This window comes from Yinghuangia sp. YIM S10712, from assembly GCF_051388935.1.
Taxonomy (GTDB): Bacteria; Actinomycetota; Actinomycetes; order Streptomycetales; family Streptomycetaceae; genus Yinghuangia.
The window spans coordinates 206,122-229,190 of sequence record NZ_JBPKBI010000010.1; the positions used below are offsets into that span (position 1 = coordinate 206,122).

Here is a 23,069-nt window from a genome sequence, read left to right on the forward strand (position 1 = left end):
CGGTGCGGGCGGCACGGGTGGGCCGGGTCGGGTCACCCGTCCTCGGGGTCCGGGCCGGCGCGGAGGGCTTCGCCGAGGCGGGCGGCGATCTCCTTGGCGCCGGCGACGAGTTTCGCCTCGTCGGTGGAGCGCAGGCGGCCCTCGGGGCCGGAGACGGACATCGCGGTCGCGGTGGGCGCGCCGGGAACGGCGACGGCGATGCACCGGACCCCGAGCTCCTGCTCCTGATCGTCGATCGCGTAGCCCTGTTGCCGGATCGCGGCGAACTGGCGCAACAACTCGGCCGGGTCGGTGACCGTGAACGCGGTGTGCGCGGTCAGCGGGCCCGGGCCGAGCGCGCGGGCGGCCTGGTCGTCGGGCAGTTGTGCGAGCAGCACCTTGCCGACCGCCGTGCAGTGCGGCTGCACGCGGCGGCCGACCTCGGTGAACATGCGCATCGAGTGGCGGGACGGCACCTGCCCGACATACACGACCTCGCCCGACTCCAGCACCGCGAGGTTCGCCGTCTCGCCGGTCGACTCCATCAGCTCCGCGAGGTAGGGGCGAGCCCACGAGCCGAGCAGTCGGCCCGCGCTCTCGCCCAGCCGGATCAGGCGCGGGCCCAGGGCGTACCGCCGCGAAGAGTCCTGCCGCAGGTAGCCCGTGCGCACCAGGGTCCGCACGAGGCGGTGGATCGTCGGCATGGGCAGCCCCGAGCGGGACGCCAGGTCGCTCAGCCCCAGTACGCCGCCCGCGTCGGCGATGACTTCGAGTAGGTCGAAGGCGCGCTCCAGGGACTGCACCCCGCCGGTTGCCCGCTCGGCCATCAGGTCTCCTCCATGCCGTCGGCGCGGCCGAGCCGTCCGCGTGCCACTCGGCCTTGAAATTCCACAATCCAGAGACTATTTTCCACCATGCGAAAGTACTGCGACGCTGCGGACCTGCGCCGGGCCTGATCGTTCCATGGCATTCGTGCTTGGCGACCGGGCGCCCCCGGAGCCGTGTCGAGCAGCCGCCGCGGCGTGCGGTGCCCGAAGCCGCGCGCGGCACCCGCCTTGCGATGAATCGGCAGACGAGGAGACGAGCATGACTGCACCGGTTGTCACCGTGACCGGCGGCGCTGTGCCGCGCGGTGACGAGGTCCTGACCCCCGAGGCGCTGGACTTCGTCGCCGACCTGCACCGCCGCTTCGAGGGCCGACGCACCGAACTGCTCGCCAAGCGCAGGGAACGGCGTGCCGAGATCGCCCGCACCGGACGCCTGGACTTCCTTCCCGAGACGCGCGGGATCCGCGAGGCCGACTGGACCGTCGCCCCGGCCCCGGCCAAACTGCGCGACCGGCGTGTCGAGATCACCGGGCCCGCGGACCGCAAGATGACCATCAACGCCCTCAACTCCGGGGCGAAGGTGTGGCTCGCGGACTTCGAGGACGCCTCCGCGCCGACCTGGCACAACGTCGTCGCCCACCAGCTCAACCTGATCGACGCGTACGAGCGGCGCGTGGACTTCACCACCGACGACGGCAAGGCGTACACCCTGGGGCCCGACGACGAACTCGCCACCGTCGTCATGCGCCCGCGCGGATGGCACCTCGAAGAACGCCACGTGCTCGTCGACGGGACCCCGGTCGCCGGAGCGCTGTTCGACTTCGGCATGTACTTCTTCCACAACGCGGCCCGCCTGCTCGCGCGCGGCTCCGGCCCCTACTTCTACCTGCCCAAGCTCGAAAGCCACCTCGAAGCACGCCTGTGGAACGACGTGTTCGTCCACGCTCAGGAGGCGCTCGGCATCCCGCACGGCAGCATCCGCGCGACGGTGCTCATCGAGACCATCACCGCGGCGTTCGAGATGGACGAGATCCTGTACGAACTGCGCGACCACGCCTCGGGGCTCAACGCCGGGCGCTGGGACTACCTGTTCTCCATCGTGAAGAACTTCCGGGACGCGGGCGCCCGGTTCGTCCTGCCCGACCGCAACTCGGTCACCATGACCGCGCCGTTCATGCGCGCATACACCGAACTGCTCGTCAAAACCTGCCACCGGCGCGGCGCGTACGCGATCGGCGGCATGTCCGCGGTCATTCCCTCCCGCCGCGACCCCGCAGCCAACGCCGCCGCCCTGGCCAAGGTCCGCGACGACAAGGACCGCGAGGCGGGCGACGGCTTCGACGGCTCCTGGGTCGCGCACCCCGACCTGGTGCCGGTCTGCCGCGACGCGTTCGACGCCGTCCTCGGTGCCAAGGAGGCTCAACTCGACCGGCTGCGCGACGAAGTCGAGGTCACCGCGGACCAACTCCTCGACGTCGCCTCGGCCGACGGCCGCACCACCTCGGCGGGCCTGCACAACGCGGTCGCCGTCGGCCTGCGGTACCTGGAGGCGTGGCTGCGCGGGCAGGGGGCGGTGGGTGTGTTCGGTCTCATGGAGGACGTGGCGACGGCCGAGATCTCCCGTTCACAGGTCTGGCAGTGGCGGGCCAACGGCGTCGTGCTCGCGGACACGGGTGAGAAAGTCACCGCCGACCTGGTCCGCCGCCTGGTCGACGAGGAACTCGCCGGGCTGCACCAGGAGTTGGGCGACACAGCCTTCGAGGCGGGCCGCTGGACCGAGGCCCGCGACCTGTTCCTCGTCCTCGCACTCGCCGACGACTTCGCCGACTTCCTCACCCTCCCCGGCTACGCCCTGCTCGACTAGACCGACCAGCCGCACCCGGCCCTCGCGGGCCGGCGGCAACCTACGGAGGACCATGAAGATCGTCAGTGTCGAGAGCTTCCAACGGGACCACCACCTGGCCGTGGTGAGGGTGCGCACCGACGACGGCCTGGAGGGCATCGGCCAGACCTCCCCCTATCTCGCTCATCTGAGCGTCGAGATGCTGCACACGGTGGTGGCGCGGTGGTTCCTCGGCAAGGACCCCTGGGATCTGGAGGCTCTGGTCGACCGGTTCCTCCGCGAGCGCTACAAGCTGCTGGGCACCGTGTTGTTCCGAGCCCTCAGCGGCCTGGAGTCGGCCTTGTGGGACCTTCTGGGCAAGGCCACCGGGCAGCCGGTGTACCGGCTCCTCGGTGGGCAGGTCCGCCGCGGCATTCCCGTCTACGGCTCCAGCATGAGCAGGACGATCAGCCCGCAGGACGAAGCCGACCGCATGGTCAGGCTGGCGGACTCGCACGGGTTCCGGTGCTTCAAGATCCGCGTCGGCACACCCATGGGCCGCGACGCCGACGCGTGGCCGGGCCGGACCGAGGAACTGATCGAGAAGGTGCGTACGGCACTGGGCCCCGACATCGGGCTGCACGCCGACGCGAACGGCGGGTACTCCGTCGCCCGCGCGATCGCCGTGGGGCGACGGCTGGAGGACCACGGCTTCCTGCACTTCGAGGAGCCCTGTCCCTACCCGGAGATCGAGAACACCGCCCAAGTGGCGGCAGCGCTCGACATCGCGGTCGCCGGCGGCGAGCAGGACAACTCGCTCGAACAGTTCCAGCGCATCATCACCGGACGCAGCGTCGACATCATCCAGCCCGACATCGGCTACATCGGCGGCATCTCAAGGGCCCGGAAAGTGGCGTACATGGCCGAGGCCGCCGGCATTCCGTGCACACCCCACTGTAGTAACCGGTCCCTCCTCCAGATCTTCACGCTGCACCTCGCCGCGGCCATGCCGAGCATCTCCCAGTACCAGGAGTGGACCATCGAGGACAACGACTGGGCACGGGACCTCTACGGCCCGGTCCCCGAAGTGGTCGACGGACACGTGGAGTTGACCGAGGAGCCGGGCTGGGGTGTGCAGGTCTCCGACGGCTTCCTGTCCGACGCCCGCCGACGCGTCACCGAGTAGACACGCGTCCGACGCGGACCGATCAGCGGACAGGTGGCGTGCCTTTGTGCGAGAACCGTCACGGTGTCGTCGGCCTTGGTGGACCGCCGGATCCGGTCATGGCGCAAGGATGCCGCGATGCTCCTCGGGCTTTCCGCGCCACGGGACCGCCGGGGCCGTGACCGCGAAAGCGGCTGCGGCCCCGGGGAGTTGCCGTGTGTCAGAGTTCCTGCGCGGAGGCCTGGGCGAGCTGCCGGCGGATGTCGTCGATGTCGACGTGTCCGCCGCTCAGGGCCGCGAGCCGGGTCAGCGGCAGCGATTCGACCATGCGCAGGATCGCCGGGTCGCCGAGTCCCGATCCCGGGATGCGGTCCAGCGACGCCCGCAGTGCGGGACCCCCTGCCGGGTCGGCGAGCCACTGCGCGACCGTCGACTCGTCGGTGAGGGGCGCGACCGGCTCGGGGGCGTGGACCGTCACCGGCGCGGACAGGCGCAGGTCGCGCGAGGACGCGCCGACGTGGATCACAAACTCGCCGGGCTCCAACACCCACCCGTCGTGGGTCGTGCTGAAGTACGAGAAGTCGCGTGCATACAAGGCCAGTTCGACCTGCGCCGATTCGCCGGCGGCCAGCGCGACTTTGGTGAACGCCTTGAGTTCCCGTGCGGGGCGGTCCACCGACGACGCGGTGTCGCCGACATACACCTGCGCCACCTCCTTGCCCGCGACCGGGCCGGAGTTGGTGAGGGTGAACCGCACCCGCACGACCACGTCGTCACCGGAGCCGTCGACCCGGATGTCCAGGTCGGAGTAGGCGAACGAGGTGTACGACAGGCCGTGCCCGAAGGGGTACGCGACCGGCGCGTCCACCGTGTCGTAGTAGCGGTAGCCGACGTACACGCGCTCGCCGTACGTCACAGTCCCCTCGCCGCCGGGGAAATTGAGGTACGACGGGTTGTCCGCGAGCCGCAGCGGTATCGTCTCGGCGAGCCGCCCCGACGGATTGACCCGGCCGAAGAGCAGATCCGCGATCGCGCTGCCGCCCGCCTGCCCGCCCAGCCACCCTTCGAGGACCGCCCGCGCGTGCCTGTGCCAACCGGCGACCTCGACCACGCCGCCGTTGGCCAGCACGACCACCACGTTGCGGTTGACCCGGGCCACGGCTTCCAGCAACCTCACCTGGACCGCGGGCAGGTCTATGTCGTCGCGGTCGTGGCCTTCGGACTCAACGCCCTCGGGCAGCCCAAGGAACAGCACCGCGACATCGGCCGCCTCGGCCGCGGCCACCGCCTCGGACACAAGCTGCGGCTCTTCGTCGCCGGAGAGGAGGAATCCGGGGGAGAACGACAACCGCAGCTTCTCGCCCGCGGCGTCCCGCAACGCGTCCAGGGCGTTGTCGAGCCGTGTGGGGGTGACGCGTGAGCTTCCGGCGCCCTGGTATCTCGGGGTGCGGGCGAACTCGCCGATCACGGCCACGGCCGCATCCGCGTCGGGGTCGAGCGGCAGGATCGCGTCGTCGTTCTTCAGCAGCACCGCGGATTCCGCGGCGGCCTGCCGCGCCAGCGCGTGGTGCACGTCCAGGTCGGGAGCCGCCGCCGGTTCCCTGCCCGCTGCCGTCCACTCGATCAGTTCGAGCAGGCGCACAACCGCGCGATCGATCGCCGCCTCGTCCAACCGCCCGTCGCCGACCGCCTGGACGAGTCGCTGTGCGCTGAATCCGTTCGTCGACGGCATCTCCAGGTCGAGGCCCGCCGCGACGGCGGACACGGGGTCGAGCACGGCTCCCCAGTCCGACACCACCAGGCCGTCGAAACCCCACTGGTCACGCAGGACCTGGGTGAGCAGCCACGGGTTCTGCGCGGCGTGGACTCCGTTGATCTTGTTGTACGCCGCCATCACCGTCCGCGGCTTCGCGGTGGTGACGATGTGCTCGAACGCGGCCAGGTAGATCTCGCGGAGTGTGCGCTCGTCGACCTCGGCGCTGATGCGCATGCGCTCGGTCTCCTGGTTGTTCGCGGCGAAGTGCTTCACCGACGTGCCGACGCCGGTGCTTTGCACCCCACGTACCAGGGCCGCGCCGAGGTGGCCGCCGAGCAGCGGATCCTCGGACAGGTACTCGAAGTTGCGGCCGCACAGCGGCGACCGTTTGATGTTGACCCCCGGGCCGAGGAGCACGGACACACCTGCGGCGCGGCTCTCCGCACCCAGCGCCTCCCCGATCCGGGCCAGCAGGTCGACGTCCCACGACGAGCCCAGCGCCGCCGCGGTGGGGAAGCAGGTGGCAGGCAGGCTCGCGTTGATGTCGAAGGCAGAGCCCCCGGCATTCGGGTCCTGGAGGCGCACACCATGCGGCCCGTCCGTCAGGACGATGGACGGCACCCCGAGGCGCTCGACGCCGACGGTCTTCCACGCCCCTTGTCCGCAGAGCAGGGACGCCTTCTCCTCCAGCGTCAAGGCCGATGCAACAGCCCCGGCACCCGTCTTCTCCTGCACAGCTCACTCCTTCGAGTCAGACCGCGAAGCGCCGCCGATGCGCGTCCCCAGAGCGGACGCGAACCCCGGCGAGATCCCGGACGTCGGGGCTAATGCGTATTAGTCTTCCGGAAGACAATATATTCGAGTCGCAACGCCGTGAGAAGCCACGCGTGACCAACCTCACCACCGCGCGACCCCGGCGACGTGGGAGTATGACGCACTTGCCCCGTGTCAGGAAGAGGCGTCCGCTGCGCCGACGGGGGCGGTGAGGGCGGGCAGCAGCACGTGGTCGATGACGGACTCGGTGAGCGCGCGGGAAGGCTCCTCGTCCGAAATCAGCTCCTGGATCATCAGCGGACCGAACAGCACACGGTCTGCCAGTTCCACGGCGGCGATATTCGTGACCTCTCCCCGTTCCACTCCGCGTTGCAGGATGCGGTGCAGGGTCCTCAGCCCCGGAACCACCAGGATCTCCCGCAACAGGCGCGTGAGTTCCTTGTCGCTGCCGACCGCGTGCCAGATGCTCATCATGGGCTTCGACGAACTGGGCTCGCCGAAGACGCCGGCGACCAGACGCAGGAGATCGCCGCGCAGGGATCCGGTGTCGAAGTCCAGGGTGGCCCCTTGTTCTTCGTTGCGGATCTTCAACGCGGTGATGACCATTTTCGGCTTGCTCTCCCACTGCCGGTAGAGAGTTGCCGTGCTGCTCTGCGTACGCTTCGCCAACTCGGCCATCGTGAACCGCTCGTAGCCGACCTCCGCCACCAAGTCGAGCGCTGCTTGCAGCAGTTCGCGCTCGCGTGCGGGAGTCAGGCGCCCCCGTCGGTTGACCGCTGAAGGGGCGGCGTCCATGGAGATGGCTCCCGTCGGCGAAGCGGAGGTTGCGCGGCACACGGTAGGCATGGTGCCAACGGAAAGCAAGTTTTCGAAAACAGGCTTCTCTTATGGGGCCGAGGGAGCGGATCGAGGATCCGTCGATGCGCGCCCTGCTGGGGACGATGCGCGCATGTGTCCGTGTGACGTCGGCGGCCATGCCGACGTGCCCGGCAGTCGGGCCCGCCGTTCGTCGGCCCTGAGACTGCGGAGTGTCCGCAGTCCGTACAGGGCCAGCAGCGGCTTGGCGACCGTCCACCGGCCAGGGCGGTAGTCGTCCGCACGCACAAGCCTCTCGGCGAGATCAGGGCGCTGTCGCCGCAGGTACGCGCGGGCCTTGAGTGCGTGAGCCGGCTGCGAGACGATCTTGATGCGATCGACGTCCTCAAGCAGCGGGATCGTATTCGCGATGTTCTCCCATGTCGTCCTGCTCCGGTCTTCGAGGAGAACCGTGCCGTCGAACTTGAGTACTGTCTTCGCGTAGTCCGCCATCAGCCGGGCCTCCGCAACATCACTGCCCACCGCACCGCCGCTGAAGATCAGGCGAGTCGCGTGCGCACGGTCGGCGGTGACGGAGCGAAGCCCGGCACGGACTCGCCCGCGGTTGACGAAGTTCGCCGTCGTCTGAGGGTTCCGGTAACCCAGCACAACCACGGCCTCGACAGCACCCGCGCGATTCCCCACGAGAGTTCGGGACCAGCGCCAGTTCAACCACTCACCCCAGGCGAGCACTGCCGCCCCGGCCAACGCCACTCCCGTTCTCCGTCGCATGCGGCGACTGTAGACCGGCTCGGTGCCGGAGGGCGAAGTCCCCAACCGCTGCGGAGCCCGAGGTCTGTATCCGGTGAGGCGCGCCGTCTTGCGGAGGGCCTCGATCGCGTCGCGGTGCGGGGCACACGGTTGTCCGGGGGCGGGGAGGAAGCCCTCGGCCCGCCCGCCGGCTTGCGATCGGGCGCCTGTCAGGCCGTCGCCGTATCCGCGGGTCGCGGTGGTGGCCTGCCGTGCTTGCCGCCGTGTCTCACAGGACGGGGTCCCGTACGGTCGGCCGGGGGTGCGCCCGGCTGTCCGCCGCGTTGGTGCCGTCGGTGCGGAGTACGCCTCGGCGGGTCAGCTCGTCGATCACCTGTTTCGCGGCGGCCTTGGTTTCGGCGAGTCGTGCCTGTGAGGCTCGGCGGGAGTCACCGGCAAAGATCGCCTCGATGACGCGCCTGTGGCCCTCGACGATCTGGTCGTGGGTTCGGCGTTCGCTCTCGTCCGCCGCCCATCCGAGGAAGCCGGCGTAGCCGTGCAGCTCCGCCAGGAGCCGGGGTGTCGCACCGGCTCGGTGTTGCGTGCGCAGGATCTCGTTCGCCACGTCCCTGCGATGCGTGACCGAGTCGCTGCTGCCCGCGAGTTCGTCGAGAAGGCTTTCGAGCCGGCCGAGAACCTCCGGGTCGCGGTCCATCGCGACGCGGGCGGCGGCCACCCCTCCGAGGAGGCCCAGGACGTGGAAGTCCGCGCGGAGTGTGCGCGCGTCGAAGTGCTGGACGAATGTCGCCCGGTGGACCTGCGCCGTGACGAGGCCGTCCCGTTCGAGGAGAACAAGGGCTTCTCGGACCGGGGTCGGGCTGACGTCGAGTGCCGCGGTGAGGCGTTCGACGTGGATCCGGTCACCGCAGCGCAGACGCCCGTCGAAGATCTCCCGCTGCACGTACTCGACGACCACAGCGCTCGCCTTCATCCGCTGCGGTCCGGCTTTCGTCATCACCCCGGCATCATCGCGGCAGCGCCTCGGGCCTCGCAATGAAAAATAAAAAATTGCCAGCCCTCATAAGTGAGCGTACACTTACCAACGCGCCGGGGCGGCGCGCTTGGGGCGGACACAAGGAGGCTTCCGGTGGTCGAGTTGGCTGAAGGACTGCGCGTGGTCGACGCCGATGCTCATATGACGGAACGTCATGACCTGTTCACCGAGCGGGCGCCCCGGGGGTTCGAGGACAGGGTCCCGCACGTCGAGCGGATCGACGGCGTGGACATGTGGGTGATCGACGGGAAGACGTTCGGGAAGGCGGGGTCGGGGGGCACCGTCGACCACCAGGGGAAGAAGCACGCGTTCCGTGCATCCCAGGGCGGGTCGTGGACCATCCACGACGTGCACCCGGCGGCGTGGAACCCGGTGGAACGGCTGCGCCTGATGGACGAGATCGGGATCCACACGCAGGTGCTGTATCCGAACGCCATCGGCATCGGGGGGCAGAACCTGCGGAACTCGGTGAAGGACCCGGTGCTGCTGCGGCTGTGTGTCGAGCTGTACAACGACGCGATGGCGGAGGTGCAGGCCGAGTCGGGGAACCGCCTGCTGCCCATGCCGATCATGCCGGCGTGGGACATCCAGGCCTGTGTCCGCGAGGCCGAGCGCTGTGCCGCGATGGGCTACCGCGGGGTGAACATGACCGCCGACCCGCAGGACTCCGGCTCACCCGATCTGGGGCACCGCGACTGGGACCCGTTCTGGGAGGTCTGTGCGGGGCTCGGCCTGCCGGTGCACTTCCACATCGGGGCCAGCCAGACGTCGTTGTCGTACTTCGGCACCACGTACTGGCCCAGCCAGGACGACTACGTCAAGCCGGCGATCGGCGGCGCGTCACTGTTCCAGAACAACTCCCGGGTGTTGCTCAACAGCGCGTACTCCGGCATGTTCGACCGCCACCCCGACCTGAAGATGGTCTCCGTCGAGAGCGGAATCGGGTGGGTGCCGTTCATGTTGGAGGCGATGGACTACGAGCTGGAGGAGAACGCGCCCGCGCACGCGGCCAAGCTCGGCAAACTGCCCTCGGAGTACTTCCGCGACAACTGGTACGCGACCTTCTGGTTCGAGACCGGCCGCGGCGACCTGCAACACCTCATCGACCAGGTCGGCGAGGACAACGTGATGTTCGAGACCGACTTCCCGCACCCCACGTGCCTGCACCCGAACCCGCTGGACATCGTCGGCGACACCATCGCCACGCTCCGTCCCGAGACACAGCGCAGGGTCATGGGAGCCAACGCGGCCAAGCTCTACCGGATCTGACGACACCGAAGCGGGCCGGGTGCCTCCGACGGACGGCACCCGGGCCAAAGACCCGTGTGCGCCCCACTGTTCGGTCAGGCGCAGGGCCGAGCGGCCCGGTGCCGCAGCCGGTGTCGAGGACGTGGGGCCCCGGCCAGGAGTCCAGGGGCCGGATCAGGTAGTCGAAGTAGCGGTCCTGGGCGTGGAACCACAGGTCGACCGGGTCGAGGCACAGCGACGGGGTCACCGGCGGGGACGCCCGGCCCCGCCATGCCAAGGCCGACTGCTTGCCGCGCGTTCGTCGCAGAGCCCGAGAGCACGGTCCTCGTCCGAGCCGAACGCAGCTTCGCCTGGTTGCATGGCTTCCGCCGACTTCGCATCCGCTGGGAACGCCGAGCCGACATCCACGAAGCATTCTCAAACTTGGGTGCTGCCCGATCACTTACCGGCAACTCAACTCTTTTTGTCAGCTGTTGTACGTGCAGCGAAAAACCTCGACGGAACCGCAGCACTCCCGCGGAGCGCCGACCGCCGCCAGGGCCTGTGCCTTGAACGCCCGGGCGGCGAGGCTCAACCGATGGCAGTCATCTCGGCCCGTGTCCTCTCCCGCCGCAGCCCGGCGGGAGTCCCAGAAGCGGATCTCGACCGCGTTGTCGTCCGCGCTCGACCGCACCCAGCGACGCATGCGTTCCTCGTGCTCGTACAAACCGCTCGCGACGGCGACGGCACGTGGCAGCCGGGCGCTTGTGTGAGGCGGGTCGCCCGCGGATCTGCCGCATGCCGTGGCGCCGAGAATGGGAAGCGCCTGACAGCCGGGCGCGGAGCCGTCCATGGTGACGACGGTGACGCGCCACCCGAGGGAGGCGCGGTCGAACATGAGCCCGCCCGCGAACCGCACGGCGTCGGCTGCGGTCGACGCCGCCACCAGCAGCACGGGTGCCAACGTGCCGGGCAGCTCGTCGACCGCATCGGCCGCCGTGCCCCCTTCGCCGTGGCGCCTGTCCTCCCGCCATGCCTTGGTCCACTCGCGCAGGACCTCACCGTGGTACGGGCGACGCCGGGGGGCTGCCTCGATTCCCTTGTTCCTGCCTGGAGTCACCGTGCTCCTGACCTGTTTCGGGTGGCTTCTTGGTCAGCTCGGGACGACAAGCCGTCCCGGTCGGGCTTCGGTGAGTTCGTCGTGGTCGACCAGGACCTGTCCGTTGACGAGGGTGTAGTCGTAGCCGCGGGCCTGCTGGACGAAGCGGTCGGCGCCGAGGGGGAGGTCTGCGGCCATCTCGGGGGTGTCCAGGTCGAGGTGGTCGAGGTCGATGACGTTGATGTCGGCGTACGCGCCGGGGGCCAGCACGCCGCGTCCTTCGAGGCCGAAGAGCTGTGCGCCTTCGGAGGTCAGTTTGCGCACGGCCCGCCCGACGTCGAGCAGCCCGCGGTCGCGGACCCAGTGCCGCAGCAGGTAGGTGGCCTGGCCGGCGTCCATGGTGAGGGCGACGTGGGCGCCGGCGTCGGCGACGCCGAGGACCACGTCGGGGTTGGTCAGCATGGCCGCGACGGCGTCGAGGTCCTGGTTCAGGACCGGGTAGTAGAGGAGCCCGCGTCCGCCGGTGTCGAGGGTGTAGTCGATGAACGCCTCGGCGGCGGATGTGCCCCGGCGTGCGGCTTCGGCGGCGAGGCTGTTGCGAGGGCTGACGTTGTACGCGGCCGGCCCCGGGGGCAGGAGGTACATCTTGGCCGGATCCTTCGGAGCCAGGGGCCCCGACTGTGTGACCGGCTGCTCGGCATCGGCGACTAGCCGGCCGCGCCATGTGTCGTCGGCCAGCGCTTTGAGCCTTTGCTCCCAGGGGAGTTCCTTGAGTTCGCTCCAGGCCGGGAGGGCGTCGTACGGGGTGCGGCCGACGAGTCCGAACAGGATGGCGCTGCCGCGCGCGGCCGTCTGGGGCCGCAGGTCGGCGCCCCGGGCGCGGGCAGCGGCGACCTGCTCCATCACCCACGACCACAGGCCCGGGCGGCGGTCGCTCTGCATGATGGCGAAGGTGAGGGGCCGGCCGGAGGCGCGGCTGACCTGTTCCATCCAGGCGAGTTCGGCGACGGAGTTCTCCCGCTGCGGTCCGTCCCGTTCGCCGATCCGCGGGACGACTTCGATGACGCCGCGGTTGCGGGTTCCCAACGCCCCTGCTATCGCGGCGAGTTCCTCGGGGCGGGCGAACGTGCCGGGCACCGGGCGTCCGTCGGGCACGGTGTGCATGAGGCTGCGGGAGGTGGAGAAGCCGAGGGCCCCGGCGTCCATCGCTTCGCCGACCAGGGCGGCCATGCGGGCGATGTCCTCGTCGGTGGCGGGTGCCTCGTCGAGGCTGCGCGGGCCCATGACGTGGTGGCGCAGGGCGCAGTGGCCGATCATTCCTCCGGCGTTGACGCCGAGCGGGCGGCTCGCGAGGCTGCGCAGGTAGTCGCCGTAGGAGTGCCAGCCCCAGTCGAGCCCGGCCATGATGCTGTCGGCGGGGATGTCCTCGACGGCCTCCATCATCTCCGCGAGGTAGCGTTCCTGTCCGGCGCCGACCGGGGCGAAGGTGACCCCGCAGTTGCCGAGGACGACGGTGGTCACGCCGTGCCGGCACGACGGGCTCGCGACCGGGTCCCAGAACAATTGGGCGTCGAGGTGGGTGTGGATGTCGACGAACCCGGGGGTGACCAGGCGCCCGGCGGCGTCGATGCGGCGGCGCGCCGGCCCGCTCACCGTGCCGATCTCGGTGATCCGGTCGCCGTCGACGGCGACATCCGCGCGGCGCGGCGCCGAACCCGTGCCGTCGACCACCTCGCCGCCGTGGATCACGATGTCGTGCATGGCATCTCCCTCGGCCGGGTCGCAGCGTCCTGCCCGACACCACTAAGTGAGTACTTATTTTCTTAGAAGTGTCAGGCGGTGACAGAGCGGTGTCAAGACCCGCGGCCACGCGGCGGCCGGAGAAACAGCCCGTTCCGGCTAGAATAGTGGGTACTTACTCATCTGAGCCGTGGCGGCTGTGGAGGACCAGTGGCTGAGCGTGTGAATCGATCGTCCAAGCTGGTCGGTGCCCCCGGGCGCCGGCGGCTCAGCGCGGAGGCTCGCAAGAGCTCCATCCTGAAGGCCGCGCGACTGGAGTTCGCCGACACCGGTGACATGAGCGGCACGACCGTCAAGGCGATCGCCGAGCGCGCCGGGATCAGCGAGGCGGTGATCTACCGCCACTTCGAGAGCAAGGAACAGCTTTTCTACGAGGCTGTCGTCGAGCCGCTGCGGATCGCGGTGGACGAGCTGGTCGCCGCGGCCGAGGTCGTCGACCTGGACGAACCCTTGTCCCCGCAGCGCCAGTTGCAGACGATGAACAGTCTGTATCGGCACCTGGTCTCCACCTTGGAGGAGGTGCTGCCGCTGCTGGGGCTCGTGCTGTTCGGGGATCCCGAGGTGGCGCGGAAGTTCTACCGCAGCCACTTCGCGGTCGCCATGGACCGCCTGGCCGAGGCGTGGCGCAAGGTCGAGGACCGCTACGGCTACGAGATGGAGTCGCCGGAGATCTCGGCGCGTGTGGTCATGGGCACCGCGCTGATTCTCGCTCTGGAGAGCCGCCACAGCACGAAGTTCAGCCGGAACCGTACGCTGTCCGCGGTCGCCGAGGGGACCGTCAAGGGCTTCTTCCCGGCCATCGAGCCGGCGCAGCGGCGTGCCGCCCGCGGGACCAAGAGGCCCTCCGCTGTGCCTTTTTCCGAGGCGTAGATAAGTCAGTACTTACTATAGTAGCTTCATGGCACCGGTCGCCGTGGGGCGGGTCGGGGTGCGCCTGTCCGGGCGGTGGACGGTCTGGTGTCCCGGCGGCGCGACGCGTAGGCTCAGTGACAAGCGAATACTCACTTATCTGTGAGGCTCTGCTGGTGAGCACCTGACCACCTCGCGACGCGGGAGGCTCTTTGACATCCTCCCCTCCCTGAAGGGAGGGGATTCCTGGCTCAGGCTGCCTCGGGGAGCGGCGCTCCCGGAGGTCTTCCGACATCAACACCAGCCGGGTTGAGACCAGCCCGGACCAGCATCACGCGCGCGGAGTTCTTGTCCCTCGGGGACACCGCCCCGCACGCGGCGCAGGTGTAGGTACGTTCGGAAAGGGGGAGTGCGTGCTTGGTTCTCGCTCCGCACTGCGCGCAGTCCATGGTGGTGTGCACGGGGTTGACGAGGCGGATGTCCCGCCCGTGTTTGCGGCCCATCTCGACCAGCGCCGCCTTCGTGGCGCTGATCGCCGCGTCAGCGGCCTTGCGTGCCATCGTCGTCTTCGCAAGGAACTTCGGGCGGAAGTCCTCGACGGCGACCGCGTCGTGATCACGGACCACGCGCTTGGCCCACTTCCGGGCGGTGTCCTGACGCTGCCGCGCGACCTTCTTGTGCACCTTCGCGGTCTGCCGCCGCGCTTCGCGGTAGCCCTTGGAGGCGGCTTGCCCGCGCGCGGGCTTGCGGCGGGCCATCATCCGCTGATACCGCGCGAGGCGCTGCGCGGCGCGCCTGCCGTGCTCGGCGTGGGGGAGGTCGTGCGCGTCGGAGGTGGTGGCCGCGGTTTCCCTCACACCCCAGTCGACGCCGATCACCGCGCCCGTCTCCGGGAGGGGTTGTGCCTCGGTGGCGACGACGAACGACGCGTACCAGTGCCCGACACTGTCCCGGTACACACGGACCGACGAAGGCACGGACGGCAGTTCCCGGGACCACACCACCGTCGCGACGATCCCGCCCGCGAGGTGCAGCCTGCCGTCTTTGAGGCGGAAGCCCCGGATGGTGTAGTTCAGCGTCGGCAGGGCGCAGCGTTTCCTCTTGGTCCGGGGCATGCCCGCGCGCTGCCGCACCGGCAGGCGGCTCGCGATGTCCTTGAGGGCTTTGGTGCGGGCTTTCGCGAAGTCCCGGATGGTCTGCTGCTGGGGGACGCTCGCGCCGTCGCGGAGCCACAGTGTGATCGCGCGGGCGTCGGTGAGCATCTTGTCGAGCTGCGCCGGGCCGCACGTCAGCTTCTCCCCGTTGGGGTTGGCGCGGTTGAGGTCGTGGGCCTGCCGGGATTTGGCGACGCATTCGTTCCACACCCACCGGCACCGGTCCCACTCCGCGAGCAGCTTCGCGCGGGCGGTCGACGACACACGCAGCCGGTAGGTGTACCGGGCGCGGGCGGCACCATCAGCCGCCCTTCGTGTCGTCATGGTGTCATCCTACCAGCCCCAAGATGTCGCCATGGCCCTACTCTGGGGTCATGGAAGAGACGACACGTATCACGCTCCGCCTGCCCACCGACCTCCATGAGTGGCTGGCCGCGCAGGCGAAGTCCGCCCGCAGGTCCCTCAATTCGGAGATCGTCCACCGCTTGGAGACCGAACGCGACGCCGCCGAAACAGACGCCGAATCGCCTTGACGGCGATTCAGCTGCCCCTGCCCTGCTTCGCAGGGGTCCGATCCCTCCCCGGCCTGAAGGCCGGGGCATCCACGGAGGAAAACGGTGAAAGACCGGCTGATGGATCGGCGCGCATTCCTGATCGGGGGCACCTGGACCCAACCGGTCGACGGAGCCGTGGTGGACGTCGTCTCGCCGTCCACCGAAGAGCCCGTCGGACAGGTGCCCCTCGCCGGGGAGCGGGACATCGACCGCGCCGTCGCGGCCGCGCGCCAGGCCTTCGACGAGGGCCCCTGGCCCCGTATGCCACCCGCCGATCGTGCCGAAGTCCTGGCGCGGGCAGCAGAGTTGTTGGACAAGCGCGCGGACGAGATCGCCCGGGTGACAGCGGACGAGATGGGCTGTGCGATCAGCCAGGCCCGCAAGGCCCAGACCGGTCTGGTCGCTTCGGTCTTCGAGTACTACGCCGAACTGACCCGCACGTTCGCGTTCGAGTGGACCGCCCGGACCGGCGACCGGGCCGGGCTGGTGAGCGAGGAACCCGTCGGCGTGGTCGGTGCGATCGTCGCGTGGAACGCACCCGTGACGCTGGCCGCCTGGAAGGTCGCCCCGGCGCTGGCGGCCGGGTGCACGGTGGTGGTCAAGCCCGCGCCCGAGGCGCCGCTGAGCAACTACATCCTCGCCGAGGCCCTGTCGGACGCGGGCGTTCCGGCGGGCGTGGTCAACGTGGTACCCGGCGGTCGGGAAGCGGGCGAGCACCTGGTGAGGCACCCGGGCGTCGACAAGATCGCATTCACCGGCTCGACCGCCGTCGGGAAGCGCATCATGAGCCTGTGCGGCGACCAGGTGAAACGGGTCTCCCTCGAACTGGGCGGCAAGTCCGCCGCGGTGATCCTCGACGACGCGGATCTGGACACGGTCGTACCAGCCGTCGTACGCGCGGGCATGCACCTGTCCGGGCAGGTGTGCGGAGCCCACAGCCGCGTCCTGGTTCCGCGGGCGCGGTACGAGGAGGCGCTGGCGATCGCGGGCGCCACTGCGGCCGCCGTGCCGGTGGGCGACCCACACGATCCGGCCACGGTCGTCGGGCCGTTGGTCGCGGAGCGGCAGCGCGAGCGGGTGGAGGGGTACATCGCCTCGGCGGTGGCGCAGGGGGCCCGTGTGGTGGCGGGCGGGGGACGCCCGCCGCACCTGCCCAAGGGCTGGTACGTCGCTCCCACGATTCTCGGCGACGTGCACAACGGCATGAAGGTGGCACGCGAGGAGATCTTCGGGCCGGTCCTGTGCTTCATCCCGTACGACGACTTGGACGACGCCGTACGCATCGCGAACGACTCGCCGTTCGGGCTGTCCGGTGGGGTCTGGAGCGCCGATCCGGCGCGGGCGCTGGCTGTCGCCCGCCGGGTCCGCACCGGGAGCGTGGTGGTCAACGGATCCAGCCCGCCGTTCCCGCACGTGCCGTTCGGCGGTTTCAAGCAGTCCGGCCTCGGACGCGAGCTCGGGCCGGACGGGCTGCGGAACTTCCTGGAGCCCCGCGTGATCGGCGTCCCGGCGACTCTGCTGCCCGCGGACTGACCACCGCGAGTCCGCAACCCGGAGCGCACAGACCCCGCGAGCACAGGCGCACGCATGCACATGCGCGCGAGCACAGCCCCCGCGCGTGCAGGACCCGCCCGGCTCCGCGAGCACAGGCGGCGAGCGCAGCCCCCCGTGAACACAGGACCCGCGAACCAGGGAGGTCGTCATGGCACGAGGCATCATGATCGTCGAATCCGGTCCGGTGAGTCCCGAACGCGAGGACGAATACAACGCCTGGTACACCGAGACGCACATCCCCGAACTGTGTGCGATTCCCGGGTTCGTCGGGGCCCGCCGCTACAAGCTGCGGCGCCGCGGGGGAGTGGACGCCGAGTCCGAACTGCCCGTCTATCTCGCCGTCTACGAACTCGAAGCGGACGACCTTGCCGAGCCGCAGGCCGAACTCGCCCGGCGCCGGGCCGACGGCCGGGCCGGCAAGGTCAGCGACGCGCTGCGGACGGACCCGCCGCCGGTCGTCTCCCTCTATGAGCTCGTCGGCGGACCGGACGAGTGACCCCCTGAGACGTCGTCCCCACCGGCCCTGACCCGGCCGGAGGGGCCGCCTCGCATGCCCGCATCCCCCGCCGACCAAGCCTGACGTGCGCTTCGCCGAGGAGTACCGATGTCGACACCCGAACCCGCCGTCACCCCCGCGTCGCCGTTCCTGAAGGCCGGGCGCAAGCAACTGCTGATCGACGGCACGTGGGTGGACGCCGTCTCCGGCCGGACGTTCCCCAGCATCAATCCCTCGACCGGCCGACCGATCGCCGAGATAGCCGAAGGCGGAGCCGAGGACGTCGACCGGGCGGTGACGGCGGCGCGTACGGCGTTCGACACAGGCCCGTGGCGGCACATGAGGCCACGTGACCGGCAGGAGCTGTTGTGGGCGCTCGCGGACGCGGTGCAGGCGAATTTCGAGGAGCTGCGCCTGCTCGAAGTCCTCGACATGGGCTCGCCGATCGGCCGCGGGCGGGCCGGCGCCGCGCCGGCGTGGGAGGCCGACGTCCTGCGCTACTTCGCCGGGTGGGCGACGAAGATCCACGGTGAGACGCTGCCGAACTCCATTCCGGGGCCGGTGCTCAGCTACACCGTCAAGGAACCGGTGGGGGTGGTCGCGGCGATCGTGCCGTGGAACCGGCCGATCAGCAACGCGGTGTGGAAGCTCGGGCCCGCGCTTGCGACCGGCTGCACCGTGGTGCTCAAGCCGGCCGAGGAGGCGAGCCTGGTCGCGCTGCGGCTCGGCGAACTGCTCACCGAGGCGGGGCTTCCCGAGGGTGTCGTCAACGTCGTGACGGGCCACGGCGAGACGGCCGGCGCGGCGCTCACCGAGCATCCCGGCGTGGACAAAGTGGCCTTCACCGGTTCGACGGCGACCGGTCAGCAGATCGTCCGCGCGGCGGCGGGCACGATGAAGCGGGTCACGCTGGAGCTGGGCGGCAAGTCGCCGGACATCGTCTTCGCCGACGCCGACCTGGCGCGTGCGATCCCGGGCGCGGCCATGGGGGTTTTCGCGAACTCCGGCCAGACCTGCTCCGCCGGGACGCGCATCTACGTGGAACGGTCGATTCACGACGAATTCGTCGCGGGCGTCTCGGCATTCGCGGACAGGCTGAAGGTCGGCAACAGCCTCGACCCCGAGACGAAGATCGGTCCGGTCGTGTCGGCCGCGCAACTCGACCGCGTGGTCGGCTACTTCGACATCGGGCGGGAGGAAGGCGCACGAACCGCCGCTGGTGGCACGCGCGTTGACGCGGGCGAGCTGGCGGGCGGCTACTTCGTCGCCCCGACGGTCCTCGCCGATGTGCGAGACGACATGAGGGTGGCCCGCGAGGAGATCTTCGGGCCGGTGGCCTGCGTCATGCCGTTCGACACCGTGGACGAGGTCGTCAGGCGGGCGAACGACTCGGAGTACGGCCTCGGCGGCGGCGTGTGGACCCGCGACGTCGGCAAGGCCCACCGCGTGGCCCGCGAACTGCGGACCGGAACGGTGTGGGTGAACACGTACAACCTGTTCGATCCGGCGGTGCCGTTCGGCGGCCACCGGATGAGCGGCTGGGGGCGGGAGATGGGCCGGGACGCGCTGGATGCGTACCTCGACGTCAAGGCCGTCTGGATCGACACCCGCTGAGGCCGCGCTGTGTGCACCCGGCGGGGCGGCGAAGTCCCGCACCGGACACTAGAAAGTAAGTACTTACAACACTACACTCCCGAGTGTGGCACCGAGGCCGTCCGACCGTTGAGGGGTAGTGATGGGTACCGCGTCACCGGCATACAGTCCGCTCAGCGACGAGTGGTGTATGCACCGTTTCAACCATCTTTCGCCGGAACTTGCCGCGGACCTGCCCGACACGCTGGCCCGGATGCGGTCGATGTGCCCGGTGGCCCACAGCGAGGAGTACGGCGGGTTCTGGGTGGTGACCCGGTACGAGGACGTGGTGCGGGTCGCCCAGGACTGGGAGACGTTCAGTTCCGCCCACGGTCTCAGCGTGCCCAGCGCGCCGACCCACGCGCGGCACTACCCGGTGCAGGTCGACCCGCCGATCCAACGGGTCTACAAGCGCCTGGTCAACGCGTTCTTCACACCGGCCGCGCTCGCCCCATGGGAGCAGCCGATACGCGGCCTGGCGGGGCGGCTGATCGACGGGTTCGTCGAAGACGGCAGTTGCGACTTCATGGACGCCTTCGCCCGGCCCTTCCCGGCGCTGTCGTTCTTCGACCTGGCCCTCCACGCCCCGGCCGAGGAGGTCGAGACGGTCGCCCACCTCGCCTCGACCTCCTCGATCCCGAACCACCCGGACGCCGCCGCGTCCTGGGCCGGGTTGTCGGCCTGGGTGACGGAGTTCCTGGACCGGCGGCGGAGGGGGCCGGTCCTCGGCGACATGATCGACGCGGTCCTGAACGCCGAGATCGAGGGCCGGCCGATCACGCAGGAGGAGATCGTCGGCACCGTCCAACTGCTCATCCTCGGCGGGCTGGAGACCACCGCCGGCTCACTCGGCCTGATGATGCTGCGGTTCTGCGGCCATCCCGAGATTGCCGCGCTCCTGCGCAGCCGCCCCGAGCTGGTCCGCGACGCCGTCGAGGAACTCCTGCGTCTGGACGGCTCGTTCATCGCGATAGCCCGAACAGCGATGCGCGACACGGAACTTGGCGGCAAGCAGATCAGGAAGGGCGACAAGGTCGTCATCTACTGGGCCTCGGCCAACCGCGACGAGGCCGAGTTCCCCGACCCCGACACCTTCCGCATCGACCGCTCACCCAACCGCCACCTGTCCTTCGGCCTGGGCCCCCACCGCTGCGTCGGATCCAACCTGGCGCGCCTGAGCCTTCGGATCGCCTTGGAGGAAGTGCTCGGCCGGCTCGACGACATCAAGGTCCCGGAGGCCGCGGCCGTCCGCTTCCACTCCACCCTCACCCGGGCGCCGCTCCATCTGCCCATCACGTTCACACCAGGACCGAAGAGCGGCACAGACCCGCGGAGTTGAGGGGAGTTCGTCATAGGCCGGAGCGGCACGACTGCCCCTGCGGACGCCCGCGTCCGGTGGCCTGCCCACCCCACCGCCGCGCGGCGACGCCGGCGGTCGACCGTGCCAGTTGAGGAGTAGTGGTGACCTTGCACGAAGCAGTGATCGTCTCGACGGCCAGGACCGCGATCGGTACGGCCCGCAAAGGCTCGCTCGTGGACGTCGACGCCTTCGAACTCGGCACCCGGGCGGTGGCCGAGGCCGTCCGGCGGGCCGGCGTCGACCCCGGGTGTGTCGACGACGTGGTGCTCGGCGAAAGCCTGTACGGCGGCGGGGACATCGCCCGCTACGCCGCCCTGGAGGCCGGTCTCGTCAACGCGGCGGGTATCGCCCACAACCGGCACTGTGCCTCGGGGTTGGCCGCGGTGCAGACCGCCGCGGCGTCCATCCGCGCCGGCATGGACCGCGTCGTCGTCGCCGGTGGGACCAACTCCGCGTCCACCGCGCCCCGCAGCAGTCGGCGCCGGCTCGGCGAGGCGGAGGAGGAGTGGGAGGACTGGTTCCCACCGAGCCACGTGGAGACCCCGGACGCCCCGGTGATGGACATGTCCGTCACGGTCGGCTGGAATGCCGCGGTCAAGGCCGGTCTGACCCGCGAGGAACTGGACGCCTGGGCGCTGCGTTCCCACCAGCGGGCGGTCGCGGGCATCGACGCGGGTGCGTTCGCCGAGGAGATCTTCGCACTGGAGGTGACCCGCCGCGACGGCTCGACGTTCACGTTCGAGGTCGACGAGCACCCCCGCCGAGGCACCACGGCGGAAAAGCTCGCGGCGCTGAAACCGTTGCACCCCGAGATCGCGGGCTTCAGCATCACCGCGGGCAACGCCTCCGGCGTCAACGACGGCGCCGCCGCGCTGGTGCTCGCCGAAGGCGCGGAGGCCGAACGCCTCGGCCTGGAGCCGTTGGCCGTGGTGCGTGCCTGGGCGTCCGCGGGTGTGCTTCCGGCGGACACAGGCCTGGCACCCATCGTCGCCATCCCCAGGGCGCTGGAACGCGCCGGCCTGGAGATCGGCGACATCGCGCTCTGGGAGATCAACGAGGCCTTCGCGTCGGTCCCTCTGGCCACGTGCCGCAAGCTGGGCATCGACGAGTCGATCGTCAACGTGCTGGGCAGCGGGTGCAGTCTCGGCCACCCCATCGCGATGACCGGCGCCCGTCAGGTGATCAGTCTCGTGCACGAACTCCGCCGCCGGGGAGGCGGTACGGCGGTATCGGCCATGTGCGCGGGCGGAGGCATGGCGAGCGCGCTGGTCCTCGACGTACCCGCACCCGCGTGAGACGAGCCCGCGGGGTTCGCCGTTCCCGGTCCGGGCCCGTGTCAGGGACCGGGAACGGCGGTCTATGAACGCGCGTTGCGGGCACAGGCATCCATTCCGACGGTTGTATTCGCCAACCCGACAGCATACGGTTCTCAAATGCCGATAATCAGTGTCCATGGCTTGTCGGTCGCCTACGAGGTGATCGGTGAAACGGGGCGTCCCTGGGTCATCACTCCGGGCGGCCGTTTCAGCATGGAAACTCCCGGAGTACGCGAACTGGCAACCGCATTGGCGGATCTCGGAAATCGCGTCCTGATCTGGGACCGCCCGAACTGCGGTTCCTCCGACGTGTGTTTCACCGGGAATTCCGAATCCGAGATGCAGGCCGATGTCCTGGCCGGTCTCCTGGAGGAACTGGACATGGCGCCCGCCGTGATCGCGGGCGGTTCCGGCGGGGCGCGGGTCTCGCTGCTCACCGCCGCGCGGCACCGCCAGGTGGCGTCAGGGCTGGCCACATGGTGGATCAGTGGCGGCGTGTACGGCCTGATGACGCTCGGCGTCCACTACTGCGGCGGCTCTTTGGCCGCGGCCTGGAGAAAGGGCATGCCTGCCGTCGCCGCGCTTCCCGAATGGGCGGAATCCCTCGAACGCAATCCCGGAAACCGGCAGCGCATTCTCGACCAGGACCGCGGCGCGTTCATCGCGGCGATGGAGCGCTGGATGACGGCATACTGCCCGCGCGAGGACCAACTCGTGCCCGGCCTGCCGGATTCCGAGGCACGCCGTCTCGACATTCCCGCGCTGGTATTCCGCAGCGGAGAGAGCGACTGCAACCACACCCGCGAGACATCCGAGCGATTGGCCGGACTGCTGCCGAACTCGCGGCTCGTCGAACCGCCTTGGGACGACGACGAATGGAACGTCCGGTCGACCGCCCGGCGGCATTTCACCGGCTGGCCCGCCCTGGCCCCACCGCTCCAGGCGTGGGCCGAAGAGGCTCTGCGCTGACCGCAGCGGACGAACCGCCCGGTGCCGTCCGTCCCGGAACGCGGGCGGGGCGCCGGGCGTACCTCTGTCGACGGCGCGCCCTTGGGAAGCCCGCGCGAGCGTGCCTGTCTGCGAACGTCGCGCGGGAGGGCATGCCT

The 23,069-nt window shown here is 70.0% G+C and carries 18 protein-coding genes and 2 pseudogenes; 12 read left to right on the plus strand and 8 right to left on the minus strand.

Annotated elements, in window-relative coordinates; translation table 11 throughout:
* Window positions 1–32: 32 nt before the first annotated feature.
* Complete coding sequence (locus tag ACRX5W_RS21110; RefSeq protein WP_436789778.1) at window positions 33–806, minus strand: IclR family transcriptional regulator; 774 nt, start codon at window positions 804–806, stop codon at window positions 33–35.
* 259 nt (window positions 807–1,065) lie between these two features.
* Here ACRX5W_RS21110 and aceB point away from each other — a divergent pair, with 259 nt between their 5' ends.
* Both aceB and ACRX5W_RS21120 read left to right on the plus strand, forming a co-directional pair.
* On the plus strand, window positions 1,066–2,670 hold the full coding sequence (gene aceB, locus ACRX5W_RS21115) for a malate synthase A (RefSeq protein WP_436789779.1): 1,605 nt from the start codon (window positions 1,066–1,068) through the stop codon (window positions 2,668–2,670).
* A 52-nt stretch (window positions 2,671–2,722) separates the two neighbouring features.
* Window positions 2,723–3,814, plus strand: coding sequence for a mandelate racemase/muconate lactonizing enzyme family protein (locus ACRX5W_RS21120; RefSeq protein ID WP_436789780.1), 1,092 nt, complete (start codon window positions 2,723–2,725; stop codon window positions 3,812–3,814).
* Window positions 3,815–4,013: 199 nt separating this feature from the next.
* On the opposite strand, the gene ACRX5W_RS21125 is transcribed toward ACRX5W_RS21120, so the two are convergent.
* The 4 genes and pseudogenes from ACRX5W_RS21125 to ACRX5W_RS21140 form a co-directional block, all read right to left on the minus strand.
* Window positions 4,014–6,284, minus strand: a complete 2,271-nt coding sequence (locus ACRX5W_RS21125; protein WP_436789781.1) for a glycoside hydrolase family 3 C-terminal domain-containing protein — start codon at window positions 6,282–6,284, stop codon at window positions 4,014–4,016.
* Between the two features lie 213 nt (window positions 6,285–6,497).
* Window positions 6,498–7,118, minus strand: coding sequence for a TetR/AcrR family transcriptional regulator (locus ACRX5W_RS21130; RefSeq protein WP_436789782.1), 621 nt, complete (start codon window positions 7,116–7,118; stop codon window positions 6,498–6,500).
* Between the two features lie 204 nt (window positions 7,119–7,322).
* Window positions 7,323–7,910: pseudogene (locus tag ACRX5W_RS21135) on the minus strand (YdcF family protein); the annotation flags it as partial.
* A 247-nt stretch (window positions 7,911–8,157) separates the two neighbouring features.
* A complete protein-coding gene (locus ACRX5W_RS21140; RefSeq protein ID WP_436789783.1) occupies window positions 8,158–8,883 on the minus strand; it encodes a GntR family transcriptional regulator in 726 nt (241 codons plus the stop codon).
* A gap of 132 nt (window positions 8,884–9,015) precedes the next feature.
* Between ACRX5W_RS21140 and ACRX5W_RS21145 the strand changes: the two genes are divergently transcribed.
* Together ACRX5W_RS21145 and ACRX5W_RS21150 are read left to right on the plus strand one after the other, a co-directional pair.
* Window positions 9,016–10,191 carry an amidohydrolase family protein gene (locus ACRX5W_RS21145; RefSeq protein ID WP_436789784.1) on the plus strand — a complete coding sequence of 392 codons (1,176 nt, stop codon included), beginning with the start codon at window positions 9,016–9,018 and terminating at the stop codon, window positions 10,189–10,191.
* Window positions 10,192–10,506: 315 nt separating this feature from the next.
* Window positions 10,507–10,605: pseudogene (locus ACRX5W_RS21150) on the plus strand (IS5/IS1182 family transposase); the annotation flags it as partial.
* 31 nt (window positions 10,606–10,636) lie between these two features.
* Here ACRX5W_RS21150 and ACRX5W_RS21155 read toward each other — a convergent pair.
* Window positions 10,637–11,269: a hypothetical protein gene (locus ACRX5W_RS21155; protein ID WP_436789785.1), complete on the minus strand. Its 633-nt coding sequence runs from the start codon at window positions 11,267–11,269 to the stop codon at window positions 10,637–10,639.
* 33 nt (window positions 11,270–11,302) lie between these two features.
* Complete coding sequence (locus ACRX5W_RS21160) at window positions 11,303–13,009, minus strand: N-acyl-D-amino-acid deacylase family protein (RefSeq protein ID WP_436789786.1); 1,707 nt, start codon at window positions 13,007–13,009, stop codon at window positions 11,303–11,305.
* Between the two features lie 189 nt (window positions 13,010–13,198).
* On the opposite strand from ACRX5W_RS21160, the gene ACRX5W_RS21165 reads away from it, so the two are divergent.
* Entirely contained in the window at window positions 13,199–13,918 is a 720-nt protein-coding gene (locus tag ACRX5W_RS21165; RefSeq protein WP_436789787.1) for a helix-turn-helix domain-containing protein, read from the plus strand.
* Between the two features lie 230 nt (window positions 13,919–14,148).
* On the opposite strand, the gene ACRX5W_RS21170 is transcribed toward ACRX5W_RS21165, so the two are convergent.
* Window positions 14,149–15,375 carry an RNA-guided endonuclease InsQ/TnpB family protein gene (locus ACRX5W_RS21170; protein WP_436789788.1) on the minus strand — a complete coding sequence of 409 codons (1,227 nt, stop codon included), beginning with the start codon at window positions 15,373–15,375 and terminating at the stop codon, window positions 14,149–14,151.
* A 50-nt stretch (window positions 15,376–15,425) separates the two neighbouring features.
* Between ACRX5W_RS21170 and ACRX5W_RS21175 the strand changes: the two genes are divergently transcribed.
* The 7 genes from ACRX5W_RS21175 (at window position 15,426) to ACRX5W_RS21205 (ending at window position 22,932) form a co-directional block, all read left to right on the plus strand.
* The gene (locus ACRX5W_RS21175) at window positions 15,426–15,584 is read left to right on the plus strand and encodes an Arc family DNA-binding protein (protein ID WP_436789789.1); all 159 of its coding nucleotides are present in this window, start codon (window positions 15,426–15,428) and stop codon (window positions 15,582–15,584) included.
* A 99-nt stretch (window positions 15,585–15,683) separates the two neighbouring features.
* On the plus strand, window positions 15,684–17,138 hold the full coding sequence (locus ACRX5W_RS21180; RefSeq protein ID WP_436789790.1) for an aldehyde dehydrogenase: 1,455 nt from the start codon (window positions 15,684–15,686) through the stop codon (window positions 17,136–17,138).
* A gap of 169 nt (window positions 17,139–17,307) precedes the next feature.
* Window positions 17,308–17,655 (plus strand): hypothetical protein, encoded by a 348-nt coding sequence (locus tag ACRX5W_RS21185; RefSeq protein ID WP_436789791.1) that lies wholly within the window; start codon window positions 17,308–17,310, stop codon window positions 17,653–17,655.
* A 108-nt stretch (window positions 17,656–17,763) separates the two neighbouring features.
* Window positions 17,764–19,269: an aldehyde dehydrogenase family protein gene (locus tag ACRX5W_RS21190; RefSeq protein WP_436789792.1), complete on the plus strand. Its 1,506-nt coding sequence runs from the start codon at window positions 17,764–17,766 to the stop codon at window positions 19,267–19,269.
* Between the two features lie 169 nt (window positions 19,270–19,438).
* On the plus strand, window positions 19,439–20,626 hold the full coding sequence (locus ACRX5W_RS21195; protein WP_436789793.1) for a cytochrome P450: 1,188 nt from the start codon (window positions 19,439–19,441) through the stop codon (window positions 20,624–20,626).
* 122 nt (window positions 20,627–20,748) lie between these two features.
* Window positions 20,749–21,942 carry a thiolase family protein gene (locus ACRX5W_RS21200; RefSeq protein WP_436789794.1) on the plus strand — a complete coding sequence of 398 codons (1,194 nt, stop codon included), beginning with the start codon at window positions 20,749–20,751 and terminating at the stop codon, window positions 21,940–21,942.
* Window positions 21,943–22,080: 138 nt separating this feature from the next.
* Complete coding sequence (locus ACRX5W_RS21205; RefSeq protein WP_436789795.1) at window positions 22,081–22,932, plus strand: alpha/beta fold hydrolase; 852 nt, start codon at window positions 22,081–22,083, stop codon at window positions 22,930–22,932.
* The last annotated feature ends 137 nt before the right edge of the window (window positions 22,933–23,069 follow it).